A 20,081-nucleotide genomic window follows, 5' to 3' on the forward strand; every position below is an offset into this window, starting at 1 on the left:
TGCCGGAAAAGTGATAAATCATTACGCATGATGAGCTACGCGGCAGGGAGGGCATCGCGGACCATTTCAAGAAAATGGCGTGTCTTCCTTGCCCTGTTGTGTCGCTGCGCGCGTCTGGCGGCGCCGTATCATGGCATCGATGGCTTCCTTCAAGCCCTGGCTGCGCGGATCGCTGGCCAGCGTACTGCTGAGTTCGGCGAAGGAAGAGAGGGCGTTGTCGGTCAGTTCGAGCACCCGTTTTGGCGGCGGCGGGGGGGCCATGCGGCCAACTTGCACTTTGATTCGGATTGAATTAACCTGCCATCCGTCCTTCAGCAGGCGGTCCTGCAGCCTCGGGGTTTGCTGCTTCAACCGGGCCGCCAGCGCTGCATTGGGGGCGCTCATGACCAGCACGCCAGCTTCAAACTGCAAGATCTGACACGCGGCAAACATCGCCGGCAAGTTCGCGGCGACCGACTGCTGCAGCGTGCCCATGCGAGCCAGGGCGGGCAAGAGCGCCGCCATCGTCGAATTCGACCGCAAGAAATCCGCGGCTCCCTTCGTGCTCTTCGCCATGCGTTGAGCGCTCGTGGGAGCAGGCCGATAAGGGGTGAACGTAGATGGGTACTTCATCTTTAAACCTTATCACATCCGGTGTCTGACCGGCCGGAGACCAAGGAGCAAAGATGCAAATTATCCTGTTGCACCCCCGTTTCACCAAAGCCCGCTCCATTACGCTGGGTACCAAGCACATCTTGCTGCTGCTGTTGCTGATGCTGACCATGGTGGCCGGCTCCTCCATGGGGATCACCTATTTCCTGCTCAACCGCGCCGGCAACCCCGATGCCTCGCCCATGCTGCACAAGCTGGCCGTGTCGATGAGCCAGGAAGAAGACGGCCGCAACGAGAAATACCTGAAGGAAAACCTGGCCATGATGGCCGTCAAGGTCGGCGAGATGCAAGCCCAGATGATGCGCCTGGATGCGCTGGGCGAGCGGGTGCAGGGCCTGGCTGGCATCCGCCCCGAGGAGTTCAACTTCAAGGAAGCGCCCGGTCGCGGCGGTGCCGAAGTCTCCAGCCAGGCCGGTCCGGCGCGTGATGTTAGCATGGATGAGCTGCGCCGTATGTTGGATAGCCTGGCGGTGGACGCCGGTCACCGCGCCGATTACCTCAATGCCGTGGAATCCACCCTGATGGGTGACAAGATCAAGTCGCGCCTGCTGCCGACCAACCAACCGGTCAACGTCGCCTACAATTCCTCCAGCTTCGGCTGGCGCCTGGACCCCTTCACCGGCCACAATGCCTTCCACGAAGGCTTGGACTTCCCGGCCCCGGTGGGCACGCGCATTGTCGCCGCCGCTGCCGGGGTGGTCATTGCCTCAGAATATCATTATCAGTTTGGCAACATGCTGGAAATCGACCACGGCAACAACATCATCACCCGCTACGCCCACGCCTCGCGGCTGTACGTGAAGGTGGGCGACATCGTCAAGCGCGGCCAGCACGTGGCCGATGTCGGTTCCACCGGCCGCTCAACCGGCGCCCACTTGCATTTCGAGGTGCGTATCCGCGGCATTGCCCAGGATCCGCGCAAGTTCCTGGCGCTCGGCGCCACGGGCGGCAACCAGCCCAAGCAGTTGCCGGTGTTCGTGGCAGGCCGTTAGTCGTTAGTCGTTAGTCGTCAGCCGCTCGCCGCCGTCCGGCGGGCGTTTGCAGGCGGCAGGGGTGGCCGCCCAAGCGCATTTCCTGCGCGTTAGTGCATGTTTGACAAGCCAGGCATGAAGTTTCCCGCCCACCTCCATCTCCCCATTGAAACCTTGCAAACACGCCCGATCTAGAGCGAACGCGGCGTTTGTGGTCCGTCCGTCAAGCCTATGCCACCGGCCTGCGTGCTAAAATCCATGGTTCATTTTCGGGCGTGGCCGGCTGGAACCCGGCGGCCGGGAGCCCAACGTCACTCTGCCGGATCGTTCATCGGCGCTTTTATAGAATCCAAGCATGTCATTCCTGACCAAGATTTTCGGCAGCCGTAACCAGCGACTGCTCAAACAATATCAAAAAATCGTCCGCCAGATTAATGCGCTGGAGCCCTCGGTCGAGAAGCTGACCGACGCCGAACTGCAAGCCAAGACGCCCGAATTCAAGCAACGCATCGCCGGCGGCGAGACGCTCGACGCGATCCTGCCGGAAGCCTTTGCGGTCTGCCGCGAAGCCAGCCGCCGCGTGCTCAAGATGCGCCACTTCGACGTGCAACTGATCGGCGGCATGGCCTTGCACTTCGGCAAGATCGCCGAAATGCGTACCGGCGAAGGCAAGACCCTGATGGCGACCCTGCCGGCCTACCTCAATGCCTTGGCCGGCAAGGGCGTGCACGTGGTCACCGTCAACGACTACCTGGCCCAGCGCGATGCCGAAGACATGGGCCGCCTCTACAGCTGGCTGGGTCTTACCACCGGCGTGAACCTGTCGCAGATGGAACACGACGTCAAGCAGGAAGCCTACGCCGCCGACATCACCTACGGCACCAACAACGAATTCGGTTTCGACTACCTGCGCGACAACATGGTCTTCGACGCCGACGACCGCGTGCAGCGCGCCCTGAACTTCGCCATCGTCGACGAAGTGGACTCGATCCTCATCGACGAAGCGCGTACCCCGTTGATCATCTCCGGCCAGGCCGAGAACCATACCGAGCTGTACCACAAGATGAATGCGGTGCCGCCGCTCCTGACCCTGCAGATCGGCGAAGAAACGCCGGACGGCAAGGGCAAGGTCGAAGTCCCCGGCGACTACACCAAGGACGAGAAGAGCCACCAGGTGCTGCTGACCGAAGCCGGTCACGACAAGGCCGAAGAGATCCTGACCCAGATGGGCTTGCTGCCCGAAGGCGCTTCGCTGTACGACGCCGCCAACATCACCCTGATCCACCACCTGTACGCCGCCCTGCGCGCGCACACCCTGTATCACCGCGACCAGCACTACGTGGTGCAAAACGGTGAGGTGGTGATCGTCGACGAATTCACCGGCCGCCTGATGACCGGCCGCCGCTGGTCCGATGGCCTGCACCAGGCGGTCGAAGCCAAGGAAGGCGTGAAGATCCAGAACGAGAACCAGACCCTGGCCTCGATCACCTTCCAGAACTACTTCCGCATGTATGCCAAGCTGTCCGGCATGACCGGTACGGCTGACACCGAAGCCTACGAATTCCAGGAAATCTATCACCTGGAAACCGTGGTGATCCCGCCCAACCGTCCCAATGCCCGCAAGGACCGCCAGGACCAGGTCTACAAGACCGCGCAAGAGAAGTACATGGCCATGGTCAAGGACATCCAGGATTGTTACGAGCGCGGCCAACCCGTGCTGGTGGGCACCACCTCGATCGAGAATTCGGAACTACTCTCGGGCATCCTGACCAAGTCCAAGCTGCCGCACAACGTCCTGAACGCCAAGCAGCACGCGCGCGAAGCGGAAATCGTGGCGCAGGCCGGCCGTCCCAAGATGATCACCATTGCCACCAACATGGCCGGTCGCGGTACCGACATCGTGCTGGGCGGCAACGTGGGCAAGCAGATCCAGCTGATCGAAGCCGACGATTCCCTGTCGGATGCCGACAAGGCCGCCAAGTCGCAGCAACTGCGCGATGAATGGCAATCCCTGCACGACCACGTGGTCAATGCCGGCGGCCTGCACATCATCGGTACCGAGCGTCACGAATCGCGCCGCGTGGACAACCAGCTGCGTGGCCGTTCCGGCCGCCAGGGCGATCCGGGTTCCTCGCGCTTCTACCTGTCGCTGGACGATGCGCTCTTGCGCATCTTCGCCGGCGACCGCGTGCGCGCCATCATGGACCGCCTGAAGATGCCCGAAGGCGAACCGATCGAAGCCGGCATCGTGACCCGCTCCATCGAATCGGCCCAGCGCAAGGTGGAAGCCCGCAACTTCGACATCCGCAAGCAATTGCTGGAATACGACGACGTCGCCAACGACCAGCGCAAGGTGATCTACCAGCAGCGTAACGAATTGCTGGAATCGGTCGATATGGCCGAGATGATCGCCTCCCTGCGCGATGGCGTCTTCACCGACCTGTTCCGCCAACACGTGCCGGCCGAGTCGATGGAAGAGCAGTGGGACATCCCCGGCCTGCAGGCCGCGCTCAAGAACGAATGGCAGTTGGACGTCGATCTCGACGCCACGCTCAAGGCCGAGCCCGACATGGCCGACGACGAACTGCTGGAGCATCTCTTGAAGGCCGCCAAGGAGGCCTACGATGCCAAGGTTGCCGTGGTCGGCGTGGAAGCCTTTGCCGGCTTCGAGCGCAGCGTCATGCTGCAGGCCATCGACAACCACTGGCGCGAACACCTGGCCGCGCTCGATCACCTGCGCCAGGGTATCCACCTGCGCGGCTATGCGCAGAAGAACCCCAAGCAGGAATACAAGCGTGAAGCGTTTGAGCTGTTCGCCCAGATGCTGGACCTGATCAAGAACGAAGTGATCAAGGTGGTCATGACCGTGCGCATCCAGAGCCGCGAAGAAATCGAAGCGGCCGAGGAAAGCCTGTCCGGTGGCTCGCCCATCAACGTCAACTACCAGCACGCCGACTTCGACCCCGAAGCGGCCCCGGAAGAACTGTTGGCACCCACCGTGCAAGCGACCTCCGACGATGGTTCGGAATACCCCAAGGTGGGGCGCAACGATCCCTGCCCCTGCGGCAGCGGCAAGAAGTACAAGCAATGCCATGGCAAGCTGGCTTGATCGCTAGTTAGCCAAAAGTGAAGAGGCCGTCCACCTGTCCAGGTGTACGGCCTTTTTTCTGGGGGCATGGTGAAGGCTTGTGCATGGTTCACCCGGCTGGCCTTATCATGAGCGCTCCCATCGCCACCGCCTGCCGTCCAGGAGAACAAGAAGATGACATTCGCCAAGCTTTCCCGTCCCGCGCTCGCCGGCGCACTTGCCAGTGCCTTGCTGCTGGCTGGTTGCGCCTCTTCGCCCTTGCCGCAATGGCGCGACAACGCCAATGCCGGCTATGCCCCGGTCACGCCGTCCATTCCGGTGACCGATACCGCCGTGCCGGCGGTAGCCATCAGCACCGCCCCGCCCACCCGCGCGGCATTGGTGGAGGCGGCCAAGGCCGAGTGGGATTTCTTCGGCAACCAGCAGATCGACATGCGGCACGAACCCTTCAGCGCGCCGCGCCTGGGCTTGCTGGAGGATGAAGGCGAGGCCGTGCAGCGGGTGGCCGAATACTGGCACGCGGTGGGCAAGAACCTGACCGGTGCCGATTGCGAACAGGCCTGGTCGGCCGCCTTCATTTCCTGGCTGATGGTCTCCACCAACGTGCCGCCGCAGGACTTCGCGCCCAGTGAAACCCATTTCAACTACCTGAGCTTCCTCAAGGAGCGCCAGTCGCGCCCCTCGCCGCAGTTCGTGCTGCGTCCGGCCGAGACCGAATCCATCGCCCCCGGCGACCTGATCTGCGCCCCGCGCGGCAACAACAACATCACCTCCATCGATGAAATCCGCCCAGGCTTGGCCGGGCATTGCGATCTGGTGGTGGAAGTCCACGCCGATGATGGCTGGGCCGGGGTGATTGGCGGCAACGTCTTCAATTCGGTGTCCGAATCGCTGATCCCGGTCGACTCCGGCGGGCGGGCCCAGCCGATCGCCCAGCGGCCCTGGCTGGTGGTGGTCAAGAACCTGCTGCCCTAAATCCTGAAAGCGGCGCGCCCCGTCATCAGCCGGTGACGGAAAGTGTTTAAAATACGCGTTCCGATTTTTACGCTGAAAGCTCGCCATGGCCGTCAATTCCCCGATTCCCGTTTCCTCCGACCTCAAAGCCGTTGCCGGCATCGAACTCGGCCATGCCGAAGCGGGCGTGCGCAAGGCCAATCGCAAGGACGTGCTGGTCATGAAGCTGGCCGAGACGGCCACCGTGGCGGGTGTGTTCACCAAGAACCGTTTCTGTGCCGCGCCGGTGCAGATCTGCCAGGCCAACCTGGCCCAGTTGAGCGCCGACAAGCCCGTCCGCGCTCTGGTCATCAACACCGGCAACGCCAATGCCGGCACCGGCGAAGAAGGCCTGCAGCGCGCCAAGTCGGTGTGTGCCGCGCTGGCCGAGCAGATGGGCCTGGAACCACAACAGATCCTGCCGTTCTCCACCGGGGTGATCCTGGAGCCGCTGCCGGCCGATCGCATCATCGCCGGCCTGCCGCAAGCCATCGCTAACCTCAATGCCGACAACTGGTTCAATGCGGCCGAGTCCATCATGACCACCGACACCCAGCCCAAGGCCGCCTCGCGTACCCTGACCATCGCTGGCAAGCAGGTCGTCATGACCGGCATCAGCAAGGGGGCTGGCATGATCAAGCCCAACATGGCCACCATGCTGGGCTTCCTGGCCTTCGACGCCAAGCTGCCGCAGGCGCTCTTGAACCAGCTGGTCAAGGATGCCGCCGATCATTCCTTCAATTGCATCACCATCGATGGCGATACCTCGACCAACGATTCCTTTATCCTCATGGCCACGGGTGCCGGCGAACTGGAGATCACCAGCGCCGACAGCGAGGAATATCAGCAACTGGCCGCTGCCGTGACCGACCTGTCGCAACACCTGGCGCACCAGATCGTGCGCGATGGCGAAGGCGCCACCAAGTTCATCGAAGTGGCCGTGGAAGATGGCAAGAGCGTCGAGGAATGCCGCCAGATCGCTTACTCCATCGGCCACTCGCCGCTGGTCAAGACCGCCTTCTTCGCCTCCGACCCGAATCTGGGCCGCATCCTGGCCGCCATCGGCTATGCCGGCATCGATGACCTGGATGTCTCCAAGATCAACCTGTGGCTGGATGATGTGTGGGTCGCCAAGGACGGTGGCCGCAACCCGGATTACCGCGAAGAAGATGGCCAGCGCGTCATGAAGAAGGCCGAGATCGTGGTGCGCGTGAAGCTGGCGCGCGGCAGTGCCAAGGCTTCCATCTGGACTTGCGACCTGTCGCACGACTACGTGTCGATCAACGCCGACTACCGTTCCTGATGGCCGCCTCATGACCCAGCTAGACCAATTCCTGCAGCGTGCCGAAGCCTTGCTGGCACGCGTCGAAGCCATCCTGCCCCAGGCCGCTACCCGTGAACCGGACTGGAACGCCGCCGTCGCCTTCCGCTGGCGCGGCGCCACCGCCCAGCGTCCCGGTTACCTGCAGGCGGTGGGCCATATCTCGCAGATCGCTCTGTCCGACCTGCACAATATCGGCCCGCAAAAGGAACAGATCGACCAGAACACGCGCCAGTTCGTCGCCGGCCGCCCGGCCAACAACGTACTGCTGACCGGCGCACGCGGTACCGGCAAGTCCTCGCTCATCAAGGCTTGCTTGAACCAGTACGCTGACCAGGGTCTGCGCTTGATCGAGGTGGACAAGGATGACCTGCACGATCTGCAGGACATCGTCGAACTGGTGGCCACGCGCCCGGAGCGCTTCATCGTCTTCTGCGATGATCTCTCCTTCGAGGAAGGCGAGGGCGGCTACAAGGCCCTGAAGGTGGCGCTGGATGGCAGCATCGCTGCGCAGTCCGACAACGTGCTGATCTACGCTACTTCCAACCGCCGTCACCTGATGCCGGAGCGCCTCTCCGACAACAGCACCTACACCCACACCGAGGATGGCGACCTGCATCCCGGTGAGACGGTGGAAGAAAAGATTTCGCTCTCCGAGCGCTTCGGTCTGTGGGTGACTTTCTACCCGTTCAAGCAGGACGATTTCCTGGACATCGTCGCGCACTGGCTGCGCCACTTCGGCTGCACTGACGACCAGATCGCCGAAGCCCGCGCCGATGCCCTGCGCTGGGCGCTGCAACGCAGTTCCCGTTCGGGTCGCGTGGCCTGGCAGTTCGCGCGCGATTATGCCGGTCGGGCGCAATCCTGATGAGTGGCCCGAGCAAGCCCATCGACGTGGCCGTGGGCATCCTGATGCAGCCCAATGGCGACGTGCTGCTGGGGCAGCGCCCGGCAGGCAAGCCCTATGAAGGTTACTGGGAATTTCCGGGCGGCAAGGTGGAGCCGGGCGAAAGCATCTTTGCGGCCCTGCAGCGCGAGTTCAAGGAAGAGCTGGGCATCGAGGTCATCGATGGCGAGCCCTGGTGCGGGGTGGAGCACGTCTATCCCCATGCCCACGTACGGCTGCACTTCTACATCAGCCGTCAGTGGCGCGGCCAACCGCAGAGCCTGGAGGGACAGGCCTTCGCCTGGCAGGGCAGCGTGGGCGTGGAACCCTTGCTGCCGGCCACCATCCCGCTGATCCAATGGCTCGATCAGCTGAGGTACGGCGACCAGGTTTGAAGATGGGTGGGTTTGAGGCGATATGAAGGAAAAAGCCCGTGATCACTGCACGGGCTTGTCATCTTCGTCTTCCAGGGGCAGGTTCACTGCGGGGATGGTGTACTTTTCTTCCGCCCAGGCACCTAGGTCGATCTGCTTGCAGCGTTCGGAACAGAAAGGGCGGAATTTGTTCTTCTCGCTCCATTCCACCTTGGTGCCACAGGTCGGGCAGTCTACGATCGTTGCCATACGTCTACTTCACTTCATTCAATTCAATTTACAGGTCAAAAGCCGCACAGCGCCAGTTCGAAGGGCACTTCACCCTCGAAGGAGCGCGGCTTCTCGTCGCCATCCTGCTGGGTGAAACGCACCCACAGCATGTACTTGTTGGCCGAGATTTCGGGAATCGCACCCAGTTCGATATCCAACGACAAGCGCAACATCTGGTAGACCTTGCCTTGCAGCATCTGCTGGTAACTGCCGCCTTCTGCATTGATCTTTACGGCATGACCAGATTCGCGCAAGAGCCGCATGACGATGCCGATGGCGTCGAACAGCGGCACCAGCGGCGCGAACCAGTTGGAAATGTCGTTGAAACGGCGTTCGAAGGGATGCTGTTGCCAGGCGTAGTAGGCCGGCAGGTCGAATTCGCAGGCGCCGCCGGGGATGATGGTGCGACCGCGGATGCTCATGAGCCATTCATTGTCGCGGATGTTCTGGCCGGTCTTGCCTTGTGCGGCGGCCAGGGCGCTGCTGGCCTGGTCCACCTCGGCCAGGATGGCATTGAGCATCTCGGGCTCGACATTGGGATTGGACTGGTAAGCCAGCAGGATCTGCTTTTGCCGTTCCAGCTCTTGCAGCAGGTCGGACTTGAGGTCGGCGCGTCCGGCGACCTCCAGCATTTCGAAAATGGTGGCAAGGGCGATGTGATGCTGATGCGGGCTTTCCTGGTGCAGGAAGAAGACGAACTTTTCGTAGAGGTCTTCCAGTCGCAACAGCGTGCGAATACGCTCATTGAAAGGGTATTCGTAGACGATCAAAGCATGATCCCTTTATTGGTTGAACCGGACTGGTTAAGGCCGCTGACAGGCCAGGCGTGTGCAAAAACCTCGTCAACATTGCAATGTTTGTGATTCTGACCCATGCAGCAGAAAAATACAAATGCAGGCGGCATCAAATGAAGCTGGGCTAGCGCCTCGGATTTGGCCGCCTGCCCGACTGTACTGCTGGCGCTGCAATGGGCTTCTCGCCGCGCTTCGGGGGGCTCAGGAGCTTGCGGTCAAGGCCAGGTAATGCGCGTGCAGTCGATCTACCTGGGCCGGCAGCGCGGCGTTGTCGCCACCGTTGTCGATGACGTCATGCGCCACGGCCAGCCGCGCCTGGCGGCTGGCCTGGGCGGCCATGATGGCTTCCACTTCGGCGCGTTGCAGGCCATTGCGCTGCATGACCCGCGCAATTTGTACTTCTTCCGGGCAATCCACCACCAGAATGCGGCTGGCGCGCCCAACCCAGGTGCCGGACTCCACCAGCAGCGGTACCACGAAGATGACGTAGCTGCCCGTGGCGGCTTCGGCCTGGCGCAGCGTCTCGCTACGGATGAGCGGATGCAGGATGGCTTCCAGCGCATGGCGCGCGGCCGGATTGCCGAAGACATGTTGGCGCATCCGCGTGCGGTCCATGGCGCCGTGGGCGTCGATGAAGTCGTCGCCGAAGTGTTCGCGCAGGGGGGCGATGGCCAGGCCATCAGGAGCGGTCAGGGCGTGGGCGATGGCATCGGTATCGACCAGCGAGGCGCCGAGTTCGGCGAACAGATTGGCCACCGTGGTCTTGCCGCTGCCAATGCCACCGGTCAGGCCGACGGTGAAGCGTTCAGTCAGAGAAGTCATGGGATCAAGTCGATCAGAAAGCGTAGAGAATCAGGTTCAGCCAGTCGTGGCCCAGTACCAGCGCCAGCATTCCGGCCAGGGCCAGGCAGGGGCCGAAGGGGATGGCCTGGCCGCGCTGATGCCGTCCGCCCAGCATCAGCGCCAAGCCCAGCACCGCACCCAGCGCCGAGGCCAGCAACAGCACCAGGGGTAGCGCCTGCCAGCCCAGCCAGGCGCCCAGCGCGGCCATCAGCTTGAAGTCGCCATAGCCCAGGCCTTCCTTGCCGGTCGTCAGCTTGAAGCACCAGAAGATCAGCCACAGCACGCCATAGCCGGCCATCGCCCCCAGCACCGCATCCTGCAGCGGCACCAGGCGATGCGTGAGATTGACCAGCAAGCCCAGCCACAATAGCGGCAGGGTCAGGTCGTCGGGCAGCAGCATGGTCTGGGCGTCGATGAAGGCCAGCGCCACCAGGAAGGCGGCGCCGGTCATGAGCGCCAAGCCGGTCAGCCCCAGGCCATAGCGCCAGGCCAGTAGCGCGAAGAGCACGGCGCACAGCAGTTCCACCAGCGGATAGCGCAGGCTGATGGGCGCGCTGCAGTAGGCGCACCGTCCGCGCAGCAGCAGCCAACTCAAGACCGGCAGCTTGTGATGCAGCGCCAGCGGCGTGGCGCAATGCGGGCAGGCCGAGTGCGGCAGCCAGAGGTTGTAGCGTTCGGTATGGGGCAGCGCCTCGCCGCGTTCGTGGGCGACGAAGTTGGCGCTTTCGCGCAGCATCATGGCCGGCAGGCGATGGATCACTACGTTGAGGAAGCTGCCCACCAGCAAGCCCAGCAGGGCAGCTACGCCAGACAGGACGGGGCTGCCGGAGACGGCATAGGCTTCCAGAAAAGGCATCGTCGGTTCAATCGTCTTGATCGTGAATAAAAAGGAAGAAGGCGCCAGCTCGGCTCACACCAGCGCACCCATGCGAAACACCGGCAGGTACATCGCCACTACCAGGCCGCCGATGACCACACCCAGCACCGCCATGATAACGGGTTCCATCAGGCTGGTGAGGGCGGCCACGGCATCGTCGACCTCGCGTTCATTGAGTTCGGCGATCTTGCCCAGCATGGCGTCGAGGGCGCCGGCTTCCTCGCCCACGGCCGTCATCTGGATGGCCAGGTCGGGAAAGACGCCGCTGGCTTGCATGGCGGTATGCAGCGAAGCGCCATTGCGTACCGCATCGCGCACCGCCAGCGAAGCCTCGGCATAGACCACGTTGCCGGCGGCACCCGCGACCGTCTCCAGCGCTTCCACCAAGGCGATGCCGGCCCCGAAGAGCGCGCCGAAGGTACGGCTCCAGCGCGCCAGCGCCGCCTGACGCAGCAGCGGGCCGAACAGCGGCAGGGACAGGCTCAGGCGCTGCGCTGCCCGTCGCATGGGCGGGTAGCGCAGCCAGGCCTGTCGGACCAGCACGGCCAGCGCGATCCCTGACAGCAACAGCAGATGCCCGTACTGGCCCAGCAGGCGTGCCGTGCTCATGACCATGCGCGTGGCCAGCGGCAGCTCGGCACCGAATTGCTGGAACATCTGCTCGAAGGCCGGTACCACCCACAGCATGATGACCACCGTCACCACGATGGCCACCAGTACCACCGCGCAAGGGTAGGCCAATGCCGCGCGCACCTTGCCCTTCAAGGCCAGTGATTTCTCGCGATAGAGCGCGATGCGTTCCAGCATGGTGTCGAGCAGGCCGGCGTCCTCCGCGGCCCGCACCAGGTTGCAGAAGAGCGCATCGAAGTGCCGTGGATGCTGCGCCAGTGCCGCGTGCAGGCTGTCGCCGCGCGAGACCGCCTGGCGCACCGAGGTCAGCAGGCCGGCCATGGCGCCCTGGCCGGACCCGCGGATGGCGATGTCCAGCGCCTGCAGCAGCGGCAGGCCGGCTTGCAGCATGGTGGCCAACTGGCGCGTGAAGAGCGCGATCTGCTTGTCGCTGATGCGACCCTTGGCGAGCGGGCGCGGGCGGGGGCCGGCGTGGTTAGGGGCGTGCGCCTGCACATCGGCCCGCAAGCGCGCCACGCGCAAGCCCTGGCGCCGCAATTGCGCACGCGCCTGGGTCTCATCGGTGGCTTGCAGCAGGCCGCGCTGCGGCCGGCCGTGACGGTCCAGGCCTTCCCAGCGGAAGGGGCGAGTCGAGGGTTGGCGTTCAGGTGCAGGCAAGGATTTCTCCCACGCTGGTTTCACCGCGCAAGACCTTGAGCAGGCCGGCGCGGCGCAGGTCGATGATGCCCTCGGCCTGCGCCTGGCGCGCCAGCTCCAGGGTGCCGGCCTGGGCCAGGATGAGCGATTGCATGGCCGGGCTGACCGGCATGACCTGATAGATCCCGGTGCGCCCACGAAAACCGGTGTGGTTGCAGGCCGGGCAGCCCTGCGCGACGAAGGTGGCCGGCGTGCCCCCGGCCGGGCGGCGGCAATGACAGAGCTTGCGCACCAGCCGCTGGGCCACGATCAGGCTGACCGAAGCGGCGATGTTGTAGGCCGGCACGCCCATGTTGAGCAAGCGGGTCAGGGTGGCCGGGGCATCGTTGGTATGCAGGGTGGACAGCACCAGGTGCCCGGTCTGCGAAGCCTTGACGGCGATGTCGGCGGTTTCCAGGTCGCGGATCTCGCCCACCATCAGCACATCCGGGTCTTGCCGCAGGAAGGCGCGCAGGGCCAGCGCGAAGTCCAGCCCGGTGCGTTCATTGATGCTGACCTGGTTCACCCCGGGCAGGTTGATTTCCACCGGATCCTCGGCGGTGGCGATATTGACGCCCGGCTGGTTGAGCCGCTGCAGGCAGGCATACAGCGAGACGGTCTTGCCCGAGCCGGTCGGCCCGGTCATCAGTACCAGCCCGTGCGGCTTGGTGATGGCGTGCAGCAGGGCTTGCTGCTGGGCCGGTTCGTAACCCAGCTCGGCAATCGACAGCGTGGCCTGGGCGGTATCGAGGATGCGCAGCACGATCTTTTCGCCAAACTGCGTGGGCAGCGTGGAGACGCGGAAATCCACGCTGCGCTCGGCCAGCGCCAGGCGCATCTTGCCGTCCTGGGGCAGGCGTTTTTCGGCGATGTCCAGGCGCGCCAGGATCTTGAGCCGGGTGGCCAGCTTCTCGCGCAGACTCAAGGGCGGCTGCGCCAGTTCGTGCAGCACGCCATCCACGCGCAGGCGTACCCGGAATACCGATTCAAAGGGTTCGAAGTGAAGATCCGAGGCGCCCCGACCGACCGCATCGGCCAGCAGCTTGTGCAGCAGGCGCACCACCGGGACATCGTCGTCGGCTACCGCCGTATCGGGAGCTTGCATGGGAGACCTCGCGCGCAGGGCAACGTACAGGGAGCGCAAGTCTCCCATGCAGTGCGACGGCGGCAAAGCGGGTCAGCGGTTTGCGTGGGCCAATGTCGGTGGAGTTCGATGTGGCGCCAGCGTAGCGTCTTAGTCGGGTGTCGTGGGCGGCGGCAAGGCAATCAGCTTGACCATGCGGATGGCCTGGTTCTGCACCTGCACGATCTCGATCACGCAGCCATCGATCTTCACGGCCACGCTGGCTTCGGGGATGTCCTGCAGGGTTTCCAGCAGCAGGCCATTGATGGTCTTGGGACCGTCCAGCGGCAGCTTCAGGCCCAGGCGCTTGTTGATATCGCGCAGGGTGGTGCTGCCTTCGAGCAGGCAGGTACCCTCCTTGTCCCAGCTGAAGCCTTCGCCGGAAGAGCCGGGCGAGGAAGTGGTGAATTCGCCGATCATCTCTTCGATGATGTCTTCCAGCGTCACCAGGCCCTGCACCTCGCCGTATTCATCGACCACGATGCCCAGGCGTTCATGGTTTTCCTGGAAGTATTGCAACTGGGTGAAGATATCCGTTTCCACCGGCACGTAGTAGGGCGCCGAGAGCAGGGCGCGGATGTCGTCGTGGCTGATCTCTTCTTCCTGGCGGAACAGCGACACCGTCTTGCGCACGTGCAGGATGCCTACGATGTGGTTGATCTCACCCTCGAACACCGGCAGCTTGTTGTGATAGCAGGTGGCCAGCTGGTGCAGGATGTCCTCCACCGGTGCTGCCAGGTTCAGGGCCTCGACCTGGGCGCGTGGGGTCATCACGTCTTCCACCGAGATCTTTTCCAGGTCGAACAGGTTCAGCAGAATGCTCTTGTGCTTTTGCGGGATGAAGCTGCCGCCTTCGAGCACGATGGAGCGCAGTTCTTCGGGCGAGATGCGCTGCTCGGCGGCGCGCGCGCCGGTCTTGATGTGCAGCAGCTTGAGGATGGCCGAGACGAAGATATTGACGAACCACACCAGCGGCTTGGCCACTCGCATCAGCGGTTTCAGGATGAAGCTGGTGAACAGCGCAATGCGCTCGGGATGGGTAGCGCCGATCACCTTGGGCACGATCTCGGCAAAGACGATCAGCAGCGCTGCCACGAAGGCGGTGGCCGCAGTGATGACACGCTGGTGGTTGCCGAAGGCGGCGATGGCCAATGCAGTCACCAGCGCCGTGGCCAGTGCATTGATGACGGTATTGGCGATGAGGATCAGCGAGAGCAGCCGTTCAGTGCGGTCCAGCAGCCACAGGATGGTGATGGCGGCACGGTTGCCCTGTTTGGCCAGGTGCCGTAGGCGATGACGGTTGGCGGCCATCAGCGCGGTCTCGGTCATGGAAAAGAAGGCCGAGAGCAGGATCAGGATCAGGAGTGCAAGAGCTTGCACCCATATGGGTACGGTATCCAAACGTTGCCGTCAGTTGATTGCCCTCGCGCACGGGAGGGAGTCGGCGGGCCTGTTTGCTTGTCGTCATGACAGGCAAGCCAGGGCGGCCAGCGAGCGCCAAAGTCTAGACGATGGGCGCGCATCCCGCAAGCAGGCCGGAGCGGCTTGCCTTGCAGTAATGCCGCACATTGGCAGTAAGGGCAAAAGCGCGTATAATGCAGGGATCGCTCAAGAAAAGAGCGGAAATCCTGATCCCCACGCGCCTTGTCGTACCCGAACCCTGCAATCCGCGTGATTCGCATCTTCATCCGCTTCCCCGAGTAAAGAATCTGCGCTACCGGCCTCACCGCTAGCGCGTTCACCTGCCCTCCGACCTTAACGCTCCCGGCCGCCGCGTTGCGTGGCCAGTCCGTCAAAGCCAGAGATTGCTGATACCCCGAGCCCTTCCTCGCTGGAGGTCGCGCGCTCACGCACAAGAAAGAGAAAATGGCAAAAGAAGAACTGATCGAAATGCAAGGACAAGTCTCCGAAGTCCTCCCCGACTCCCGTTTCCGTGTGGCACTGGACAATGGCCACTCGCTGATCGCCTACACGGCCGGTCGCATGAAGAAAAATTTCATCAAGATCCTGGCGGGCGACAAGGTCACGCTGGAACTGTCTCCCTACGACCTCAACAAGGGTCGCATCATCTTCCGTCACCTGGAGCAGCGCGGCCCCAGCGGCCCCCGTCCGGGCTTCCGCCGCCGCTAAGACTGCGGCGCACGCGCGCTGCCTGGGGGGAGGGTCAGCCCTTTACCGGATCGGTTTTGCGAAAGAAAAACAATATGCCTACTCCGGTCGAGCATCAGGAGCAGTACAAGGGTTTCCAGGTCTGGCTGCGCTGCACCGGCAGGCTAGACCAGTGGGAAGTCAGTGCCGTGCGCATCGTCGATAGTCTGACTCAGGGAGAACCACTGTTTCCCAAGCGACCGCTTCCCGGTCGCTCCGACAGCGCCGCCCATGCCATTGACCGTGGCATGGCGTGGGCCAGGGCGGTGATTGATCAGCTTGATCCGACGCTGGATGGAGAGTGGTCCGCGTGAGCCTTCTGCCCCTAGCGGCTACGTCCGCTATCGGCCGCCTTGATCAGGCATTGCGAGACCTTCACCAGATGTTGCTGGGCCGCCTCGGTGAGGTTGATCTGCTTGCGCCTGCCGTCCTCTGTCTCGGACAGGGCGATCCACCCCTTTGCCACCAGTGACTTCAGTCGCAGGTGCACCGTCACCGGCGAGCCCAGCGAGGCATCCCCGGTCACGTCGGTCACCGACAGGCTGTCCTCGGCGTGCAGTGCCCTGGTGATGTGGTCGAAGATTTTCTTTTCCAGTGGCTCCAGCGTGGGCAGATCATGAATCGATTCTATGAGTTCCAGAAAGCGCACATAGATATCCATGTGCCGTTTTCGCTTGTTAGCACCCATCTTGATTCCTCTGCAGATTAAATGTGAACAGGCCCCAGTACTGCAGCATCCGTATCAAGGGGCTATCTTCCAGATGATCAATACCACCAGAATCCGAAGCATCGGACTGGGCGTGCTGTTGTTGAGCGCAAGGAGTTTGACTCATCGATCCATCCGTTCGCGTGAAAAGTTTTTCTGATCGAAGTCAAGTTTAGTCTATATAAATATAGAATCTAAATATATTTTATAAATAAGATGCCGGCGTGGAAGAACGTGGAGCCCTTTTCCGAAGAAGACGGATCTTCTTCGTTGCCTCACGTCATGTTTGCTGAAGATAGATAATCGATTACGTCAAAATCACGTAAGGCGATTGGCAAACGTGAAGCGCGATGGTAATGTACCGAAAAAAATTTTTAGAGTCTGGGAAAACAGGGCTGCGGGGAGCGGCGCATTTCCTGGCAAGGCTTCAACCATCGACTGTACTGGGATGGTGGTCGCGATCCATGTGGGGTGGAACGCGACATGAGCAGTGCATGAGCCGTGCCAGCGAGGTAACGCTATCCTCCTTCCATCCAATGATCCTGGACGATAACAAGTCGTTCCATCTTCATTCCAGATGAACGATTTCAACCACTGGGGGGTGGGTGATTTACTTCAGATATTTCCGGCAGCGGCTGGGGGCCTTGCTGCTGCTGTCCATCATGTCGTCCTTCGCTGGGGCGCAACAGCCACCGGACGTGGCCTTTGCCGGGTTTGCCTTCGCCGGTGGCGAGAGCACCATGAAGGCGCGTTTCCCATATTCACAGCGCTATGAAGCGACGCAGCAGAGCGCCGGCAAGACCGTCTATCAGTTGCTGATGCAGCAGTTGCAGGCGACACCACCGACGCACTTGCGCATCACCACCCAGCTCGATGAGCTCAAGGGGCGCGACCAGGCCCTGGCCGTGGCGCTGGTGGTGGGCAATGAGACCGTCTCCGATGAGACCTTCGGCAACGTGCACAAGCTGATGGTGGTCATTCGTGCGCAGGTGATGTTCTTCGACTTCAAGTCGATGAACGTGGTGCGTTCGTATCCGGTCAGCTTTGCCTATGTCGATGTTCTGGATCATGCCGCCCGCGAAGATGAAATCATGGCGCGCGTCAGGCTGGTCTACGAAGGGACTGGCGACAAGCCGGGCATCCTGGCGCGCTTCGTCAACAGTGTGGCCAAGGCGCAGATTCCGGCGCAGGTCACGCGTTACCTGCAGGTGGTCAATGTACGCGTGAGTCCCGAGGCGCAGGCGGTGATTCCCGCGTCGCTCCGCTCCGAGCCGGGGGCGGTCGAGACCTGGGCCGCCGACCTGGTGGGCGAAGCCATCTCCACCCGTGCCGGCGTGCCCATCGTGCCGTATTCCAAGGGCTATGCCATCGGCAATGTAATGTCCTTGCGCGTCTCCGATGGGACGGTATGGCAGCTCAAGTTGCCCAAGCCCGACTACGAGATCAGCGTGGACCTGACCAACTTCAAGAAGATCAAGTTCAGTGAAGTGGCCGGTGGTGCCACCACCTACGTCTATGGCGCCTATGGTGCAATCCGCATCGTCGAGCCGCTGGGCAACAAGGTCTATCTCGATACCGCCCTGAAGAATGGCGAGACCCGCATCATCCCGGCCAGCCAGCAGTACGTGGACGACTTCCCGCATTTCTATGACGCCCTCAACGGCATGTTCGTCAAGCTGGCGCAGGTCATCGATGGCACTGGCGACGAAAAGTGGATCAAGAGTGCGGCCGCGGCCAGTGCCATTGAACAGCAGATTGTGCAAACCAAGGAGTTGATGAAGTCATGCAAGTAATCCGAACCCTCATTGCGCTGATGCTGGCGATGTTGCTGCTGCCGGCCAGCGCCCAGATCCAGCAGGCACGCGGCCAGTATTCGATCAATTACAAGGACGCGCTTGGCGTGTTCGACCGCAAGGAAGCGCCGGCACCCATCAAGCAGAAGGCCAGACAGGAAGCGGCGCTCAAGGCTGTCGAGAGCTACTATGCCGAGGCTGGACAATCGGAGTCGGCCAACTTCGATGCGATCCGCGCCAAGATCCTGGAAAACCAGGATCGCTACATCCTCGATACCACGGTGCTCTCCGAGACCGATGATCCGAAGGAATTGCGCTACACGGTCGCGGTGCGCGTCTCGCTGAACGTGGCCAATCTGCGCAATGCGGTGCAGGCATCCTCGGCCATCGGCAAGGCAGCGCAAGGCGAGAAGTCAGCCATGAGCTTCGTCTTCGTCTCGCGCCAGGTGGATTCGGCCAAGTCCTATGACGATCGCGTCTACAAGCGCCAGGACAACTCGGCGCAACTGGCCGGCTCGGCGGTGAGCAAGGATAGCTACAAGGAATCCACCAGCGAAGGTGAGTCAGTGCGCAAGTCGCGCGTGAGCACCAGCGGTTCGGCCACTCGCGAGACAGGGCAGAACGTGGACGTGTCGGTCAAGACCACAGTGACTTCCGAAACCGGTGGCAGTACCACCCGCAAGGCGACCGAGACCACCTGGCGCGTGCTGCCCAGCGCCAACCTGAATCAGGTGTTCGTCTCCAAGTTCTCCGAAGCCGGCTATGACGTCATCGAGGCTGCCATGGTGGAGTCGGCCGTCTTCAAGATCGCCAACATCGAAGCCGACTACAAGTCGGGTAATGATCTGCAGCCGCAGACCCTGCGCGCCATCGCGGCCGGCATGAAGGAAAACCAGATTCCCTATATCGCCCTGGGTACGCTCGACGTCGGCCTGCCGGACAAGGATCCGCAAACCGGCCTCATGCGCGTGGCCGTCACGGTCAATGCCAAGGTGTGGGATGTCACCAAGCCCATCCCGCGTACCCGCCTGGCCGTGGGGCCGGTGGCCTACGCCGGTGTCGGCCCTACCGAAGATGAAGCACGCGGCAATGCCCTCAAGGCCGCTGCCAGCAATGCCGCGCAAGAACTCTCCAGCCGCATGACCACCATGGGTCTGCGCTGAGCTTACCGGTCTGGCGGGATGGCATCCGTGCGCTGATGGCGTGCGCATGGATGTCGTTCGCACCCTGATGGCGCTGTGCTGTCTGCGCATTTCCCCTCGTTGTAGTTCCCGTTTGTTCATCCATCCCTTACCTCATCAAGGAAGAAAAACCATGAAAAAGATCCTCGCCCTGGCCGCTGTTTCCCTCGCCATGACCCTGCCGATGACCGCGTCGGCGCAGTTGGGCAATCTGCTGGGCGGTAGCAAGCCCGCAGCCGGCGGTACTGATCTGTCGGGCCTGCAGACTCAGCTGGTGCGCAACTACGCGGCTGCGGGCCAGGATGTGGGCACCGCCAACACCCACATCGGCGAGGCCCTGGGTATCAAGTTGCAATCCATTGATGCCTCGGCCACCTCCGATTCGCTGTCGGCCAGCGAGCTCGAAGCCAAGGACAAGGCCATCAGCGCCAACGCCCAATCGGTTTCGGATGCGCTCAAGAAGGGTGCCACTCTGAAAGATGGCGAATCCAAGAAGAAATTCGCCCAGGGCTTGCTGTCGCTGGCAACCGGTCTGAAGAAGTACATCGGCCTGCGCAACGATGCCCAGAGCTTCGCCAACGGTCTGTCCAGTGCCTCGCCGATGCAGCTGCCTGGCCTGCAGGCCGGTGCCTATGTGGCCAAGACCCTGCCCTCCAATGTTTCCACGCTGACCGACGTGCTCAAGAACGCGGTGGACTTCGCCAAGAGCAATGGCGTGGCAGTACCGGCTGACGCCACCAGCGTGCTCTGATTCCCG

20 protein-coding genes are annotated in these 20,081 nt (G+C 62.5%); 11 read left to right on the forward strand and 9 right to left on the reverse strand.

The features are described 5' to 3' along the window. Positions 1-66: 66 nt before the first annotated feature. On the reverse strand, positions 67-612 hold the full coding sequence (locus RC54_RS01605) for a DciA family protein (RefSeq protein WP_061789491.1): 546 nt from the start codon (positions 610-612) through the stop codon (positions 67-69). A 53-nt stretch (positions 613-665) separates the two neighbouring features. On the opposite strand from RC54_RS01605, the gene RC54_RS01610 reads away from it, so the two are divergent. The 6 genes from RC54_RS01610 (at position 666) to RC54_RS01635 (ending at position 8,305) form a co-directional block, all read left to right on the forward strand. Beyond that, positions 666-1,643: a M23 family metallopeptidase gene (locus RC54_RS01610; RefSeq protein WP_058894006.1), complete on the forward strand. Its 978-nt coding sequence runs from the start codon at positions 666-668 to the stop codon at positions 1,641-1,643. Positions 1,644-1,977: 334 nt separating this feature from the next. Continuing rightward, positions 1,978-4,731: a preprotein translocase subunit SecA gene (gene secA, locus RC54_RS01615; RefSeq protein WP_058894007.1), complete on the forward strand. Its 2,754-nt coding sequence runs from the start codon at positions 1,978-1,980 to the stop codon at positions 4,729-4,731. A gap of 153 nt (positions 4,732-4,884) precedes the next feature. Next, the gene (locus RC54_RS01620) at positions 4,885-5,685 is read left to right on the forward strand and encodes a DUF2272 domain-containing protein (protein WP_017451945.1); all 801 of its coding nucleotides are present in this window, start codon (positions 4,885-4,887) and stop codon (positions 5,683-5,685) included. 85 nt (positions 5,686-5,770) lie between these two features. Continuing rightward, positions 5,771-7,006 carry a bifunctional glutamate N-acetyltransferase/amino-acid acetyltransferase ArgJ gene (argJ, locus tag RC54_RS01625; RefSeq protein ID WP_061789492.1) on the forward strand — a complete coding sequence of 412 codons (1,236 nt, stop codon included), beginning with the start codon at positions 5,771-5,773 and terminating at the stop codon, positions 7,004-7,006. 10 nt (positions 7,007-7,016) lie between these two features. Beyond that, the gene (locus tag RC54_RS01630; RefSeq protein WP_017451947.1) at positions 7,017-7,892 is read left to right on the forward strand and encodes an ATP-binding protein; all 876 of its coding nucleotides are present in this window, start codon (positions 7,017-7,019) and stop codon (positions 7,890-7,892) included. After that, entirely contained in the window at positions 7,892-8,305 is a 414-nt protein-coding gene (locus RC54_RS01635; protein WP_061789493.1) for an NUDIX domain-containing protein, read from the forward strand. The genes RC54_RS01630 and RC54_RS01635 overlap by 1 nt, the downstream gene beginning before the upstream one ends. Positions 8,306-8,347: 42 nt before the next feature. Here RC54_RS01635 and yacG read toward each other — a convergent pair whose 3' ends face one another. From yacG to RC54_RS01670, 7 genes are all read right to left on the reverse strand, one after another. Further along, the gene (yacG, locus tag RC54_RS01640) at positions 8,348-8,533 is read right to left on the reverse strand and encodes a DNA gyrase inhibitor YacG (RefSeq protein ID WP_058894011.1); all 186 of its coding nucleotides are present in this window, start codon (positions 8,531-8,533) and stop codon (positions 8,348-8,350) included. 35 nt (positions 8,534-8,568) lie between these two features. Continuing rightward, positions 8,569-9,324: a cell division protein ZapD gene (zapD, locus tag RC54_RS01645; protein ID WP_017451950.1), complete on the reverse strand. Its 756-nt coding sequence runs from the start codon at positions 9,322-9,324 to the stop codon at positions 8,569-8,571. A gap of 225 nt (positions 9,325-9,549) precedes the next feature. Further along, positions 9,550-10,170 (reverse strand): dephospho-CoA kinase, encoded by a 621-nt coding sequence (coaE, locus tag RC54_RS01650; protein ID WP_058894012.1) that lies wholly within the window; start codon positions 10,168-10,170, stop codon positions 9,550-9,552. Between the two features lie 13 nt (positions 10,171-10,183). Beyond that, positions 10,184-11,047 (reverse strand): prepilin peptidase, encoded by an 864-nt coding sequence (locus tag RC54_RS01655; protein ID WP_058894013.1) that lies wholly within the window; start codon positions 11,045-11,047, stop codon positions 10,184-10,186. Between the two features lie 54 nt (positions 11,048-11,101). Continuing rightward, entirely contained in the window at positions 11,102-12,355 is a 1,254-nt protein-coding gene (locus RC54_RS01660) for a type II secretion system F family protein (protein WP_058894014.1), read from the reverse strand. Then, complete coding sequence (locus RC54_RS01665) at positions 12,342-13,478, reverse strand: GspE/PulE family protein (protein ID WP_017451954.1); 1,137 nt, start codon at positions 13,476-13,478, stop codon at positions 12,342-12,344. Before RC54_RS01665 ends, RC54_RS01660 begins: the two co-directional genes overlap by 14 nt. 129 nt (positions 13,479-13,607) lie before the next feature. Beyond that, entirely contained in the window at positions 13,608-14,897 is a 1,290-nt protein-coding gene (locus tag RC54_RS01670) for an HlyC/CorC family transporter (protein ID WP_061789494.1), read from the reverse strand. Between the two features lie 465 nt (positions 14,898-15,362). Here RC54_RS01670 and infA point away from each other — a divergent pair, with 465 nt between their 5' ends. Then, positions 15,363-15,626: a translation initiation factor IF-1 gene (infA, locus tag RC54_RS01680; RefSeq protein ID WP_006713209.1), complete on the forward strand. Its 264-nt coding sequence runs from the start codon at positions 15,363-15,365 to the stop codon at positions 15,624-15,626. 74 nt (positions 15,627-15,700) lie between these two features. Further along, entirely contained in the window at positions 15,701-15,958 is a 258-nt protein-coding gene (locus RC54_RS01685; RefSeq protein ID WP_058894017.1) for a hypothetical protein, read from the forward strand. Between the two features lie 11 nt (positions 15,959-15,969). Here the strand turns inward: RC54_RS01685 and RC54_RS01690 are convergent, their stop codons facing one another. Continuing rightward, positions 15,970-16,305 carry a winged helix-turn-helix domain-containing protein gene (locus RC54_RS01690; protein ID WP_306305689.1) on the reverse strand — a complete coding sequence of 112 codons (336 nt, stop codon included), beginning with the start codon at positions 16,303-16,305 and terminating at the stop codon, positions 15,970-15,972. A 650-nt stretch (positions 16,306-16,955) separates the two neighbouring features. Between RC54_RS01690 and RC54_RS01695 the strand changes: the two genes are divergently transcribed. From RC54_RS01695 to RC54_RS01705, 3 genes are all read left to right on the forward strand, one after another. Continuing rightward, positions 16,956-18,143 (forward strand): hypothetical protein, encoded by a 1,188-nt coding sequence (locus RC54_RS01695; RefSeq protein ID WP_244216429.1) that lies wholly within the window; start codon positions 16,956-16,958, stop codon positions 18,141-18,143. After that, positions 18,134-19,306, forward strand: a complete 1,173-nt coding sequence (locus RC54_RS01700; RefSeq protein WP_058894019.1) for a hypothetical protein — start codon at positions 18,134-18,136, stop codon at positions 19,304-19,306. The genes RC54_RS01695 and RC54_RS01700 overlap by 10 nt, the downstream gene beginning before the upstream one ends. Positions 19,307-19,457: 151 nt before the next feature. After that, positions 19,458-20,075, forward strand: coding sequence for a hypothetical protein (locus tag RC54_RS01705; protein WP_058894020.1), 618 nt, complete (start codon positions 19,458-19,460; stop codon positions 20,073-20,075). The last annotated feature ends 6 nt before the right edge of the window (positions 20,076-20,081 follow it).

Source organism: Herbaspirillum rubrisubalbicans (assembly GCF_003719195.1).
Lineage (GTDB): Bacteria > Pseudomonadota > Gammaproteobacteria > Burkholderiales > Burkholderiaceae_D > Herbaspirillum > Herbaspirillum rubrisubalbicans.

Coding starts and splice junctions, on each gene's coding strand:
- RC54_RS01635 (WP_061789493.1), top strand. CDS start 7,892: ATGAGTGGCCCGAGCAAGCCCATCGACGTGGCCGTGGGCATCCTGATG.
- RC54_RS01655 (WP_058894013.1), bottom strand. CDS start 11,047: ATGCCTTTTCTGGAAGCCTATGCCGTCTCCGGCAGCCCCGTCCTGTCT.
- RC54_RS01690 (WP_306305689.1), bottom strand. CDS start 16,305: ATGGATATCTATGTGCGCTTTCTGGAACTCATAGAATCGATTCATGAT.
- RC54_RS01630 (WP_017451947.1), top strand. CDS start 7,017: ATGACCCAGCTAGACCAATTCCTGCAGCGTGCCGAAGCCTTGCTGGCA.
- argJ (WP_061789492.1), top strand. CDS start 5,771: ATGGCCGTCAATTCCCCGATTCCCGTTTCCTCCGACCTCAAAGCCGTT.
- infA (WP_006713209.1), top strand. CDS start 15,363: ATGGCAAAAGAAGAACTGATCGAAATGCAAGGACAAGTCTCCGAAGTC.
- yacG (WP_058894011.1), bottom strand. CDS start 8,533: ATGGCAACGATCGTAGACTGCCCGACCTGTGGCACCAAGGTGGAATGG.
- RC54_RS01705 (WP_058894020.1), top strand. CDS start 19,458: ATGAAAAAGATCCTCGCCCTGGCCGCTGTTTCCCTCGCCATGACCCTG.
- RC54_RS01620 (WP_017451945.1), top strand. CDS start 4,885: ATGACATTCGCCAAGCTTTCCCGTCCCGCGCTCGCCGGCGCACTTGCC.
- RC54_RS01610 (WP_058894006.1), top strand. CDS start 666: ATGCAAATTATCCTGTTGCACCCCCGTTTCACCAAAGCCCGCTCCATT.
- coaE (WP_058894012.1), bottom strand. CDS start 10,170: ATGACTTCTCTGACTGAACGCTTCACCGTCGGCCTGACCGGTGGCATT.
- RC54_RS01605 (WP_061789491.1), bottom strand. CDS start 612: ATGAAGTACCCATCTACGTTCACCCCTTATCGGCCTGCTCCCACGAGC.
- secA (WP_058894007.1), top strand. CDS start 1,978: ATGTCATTCCTGACCAAGATTTTCGGCAGCCGTAACCAGCGACTGCTC.
- RC54_RS01685 (WP_058894017.1), top strand. CDS start 15,701: ATGCCTACTCCGGTCGAGCATCAGGAGCAGTACAAGGGTTTCCAGGTC.
- RC54_RS01700 (WP_058894019.1), top strand. CDS start 18,134: ATGCAAGTAATCCGAACCCTCATTGCGCTGATGCTGGCGATGTTGCTG.
- RC54_RS01665 (WP_017451954.1), bottom strand. CDS start 13,478: ATGCAAGCTCCCGATACGGCGGTAGCCGACGACGATGTCCCGGTGGTG.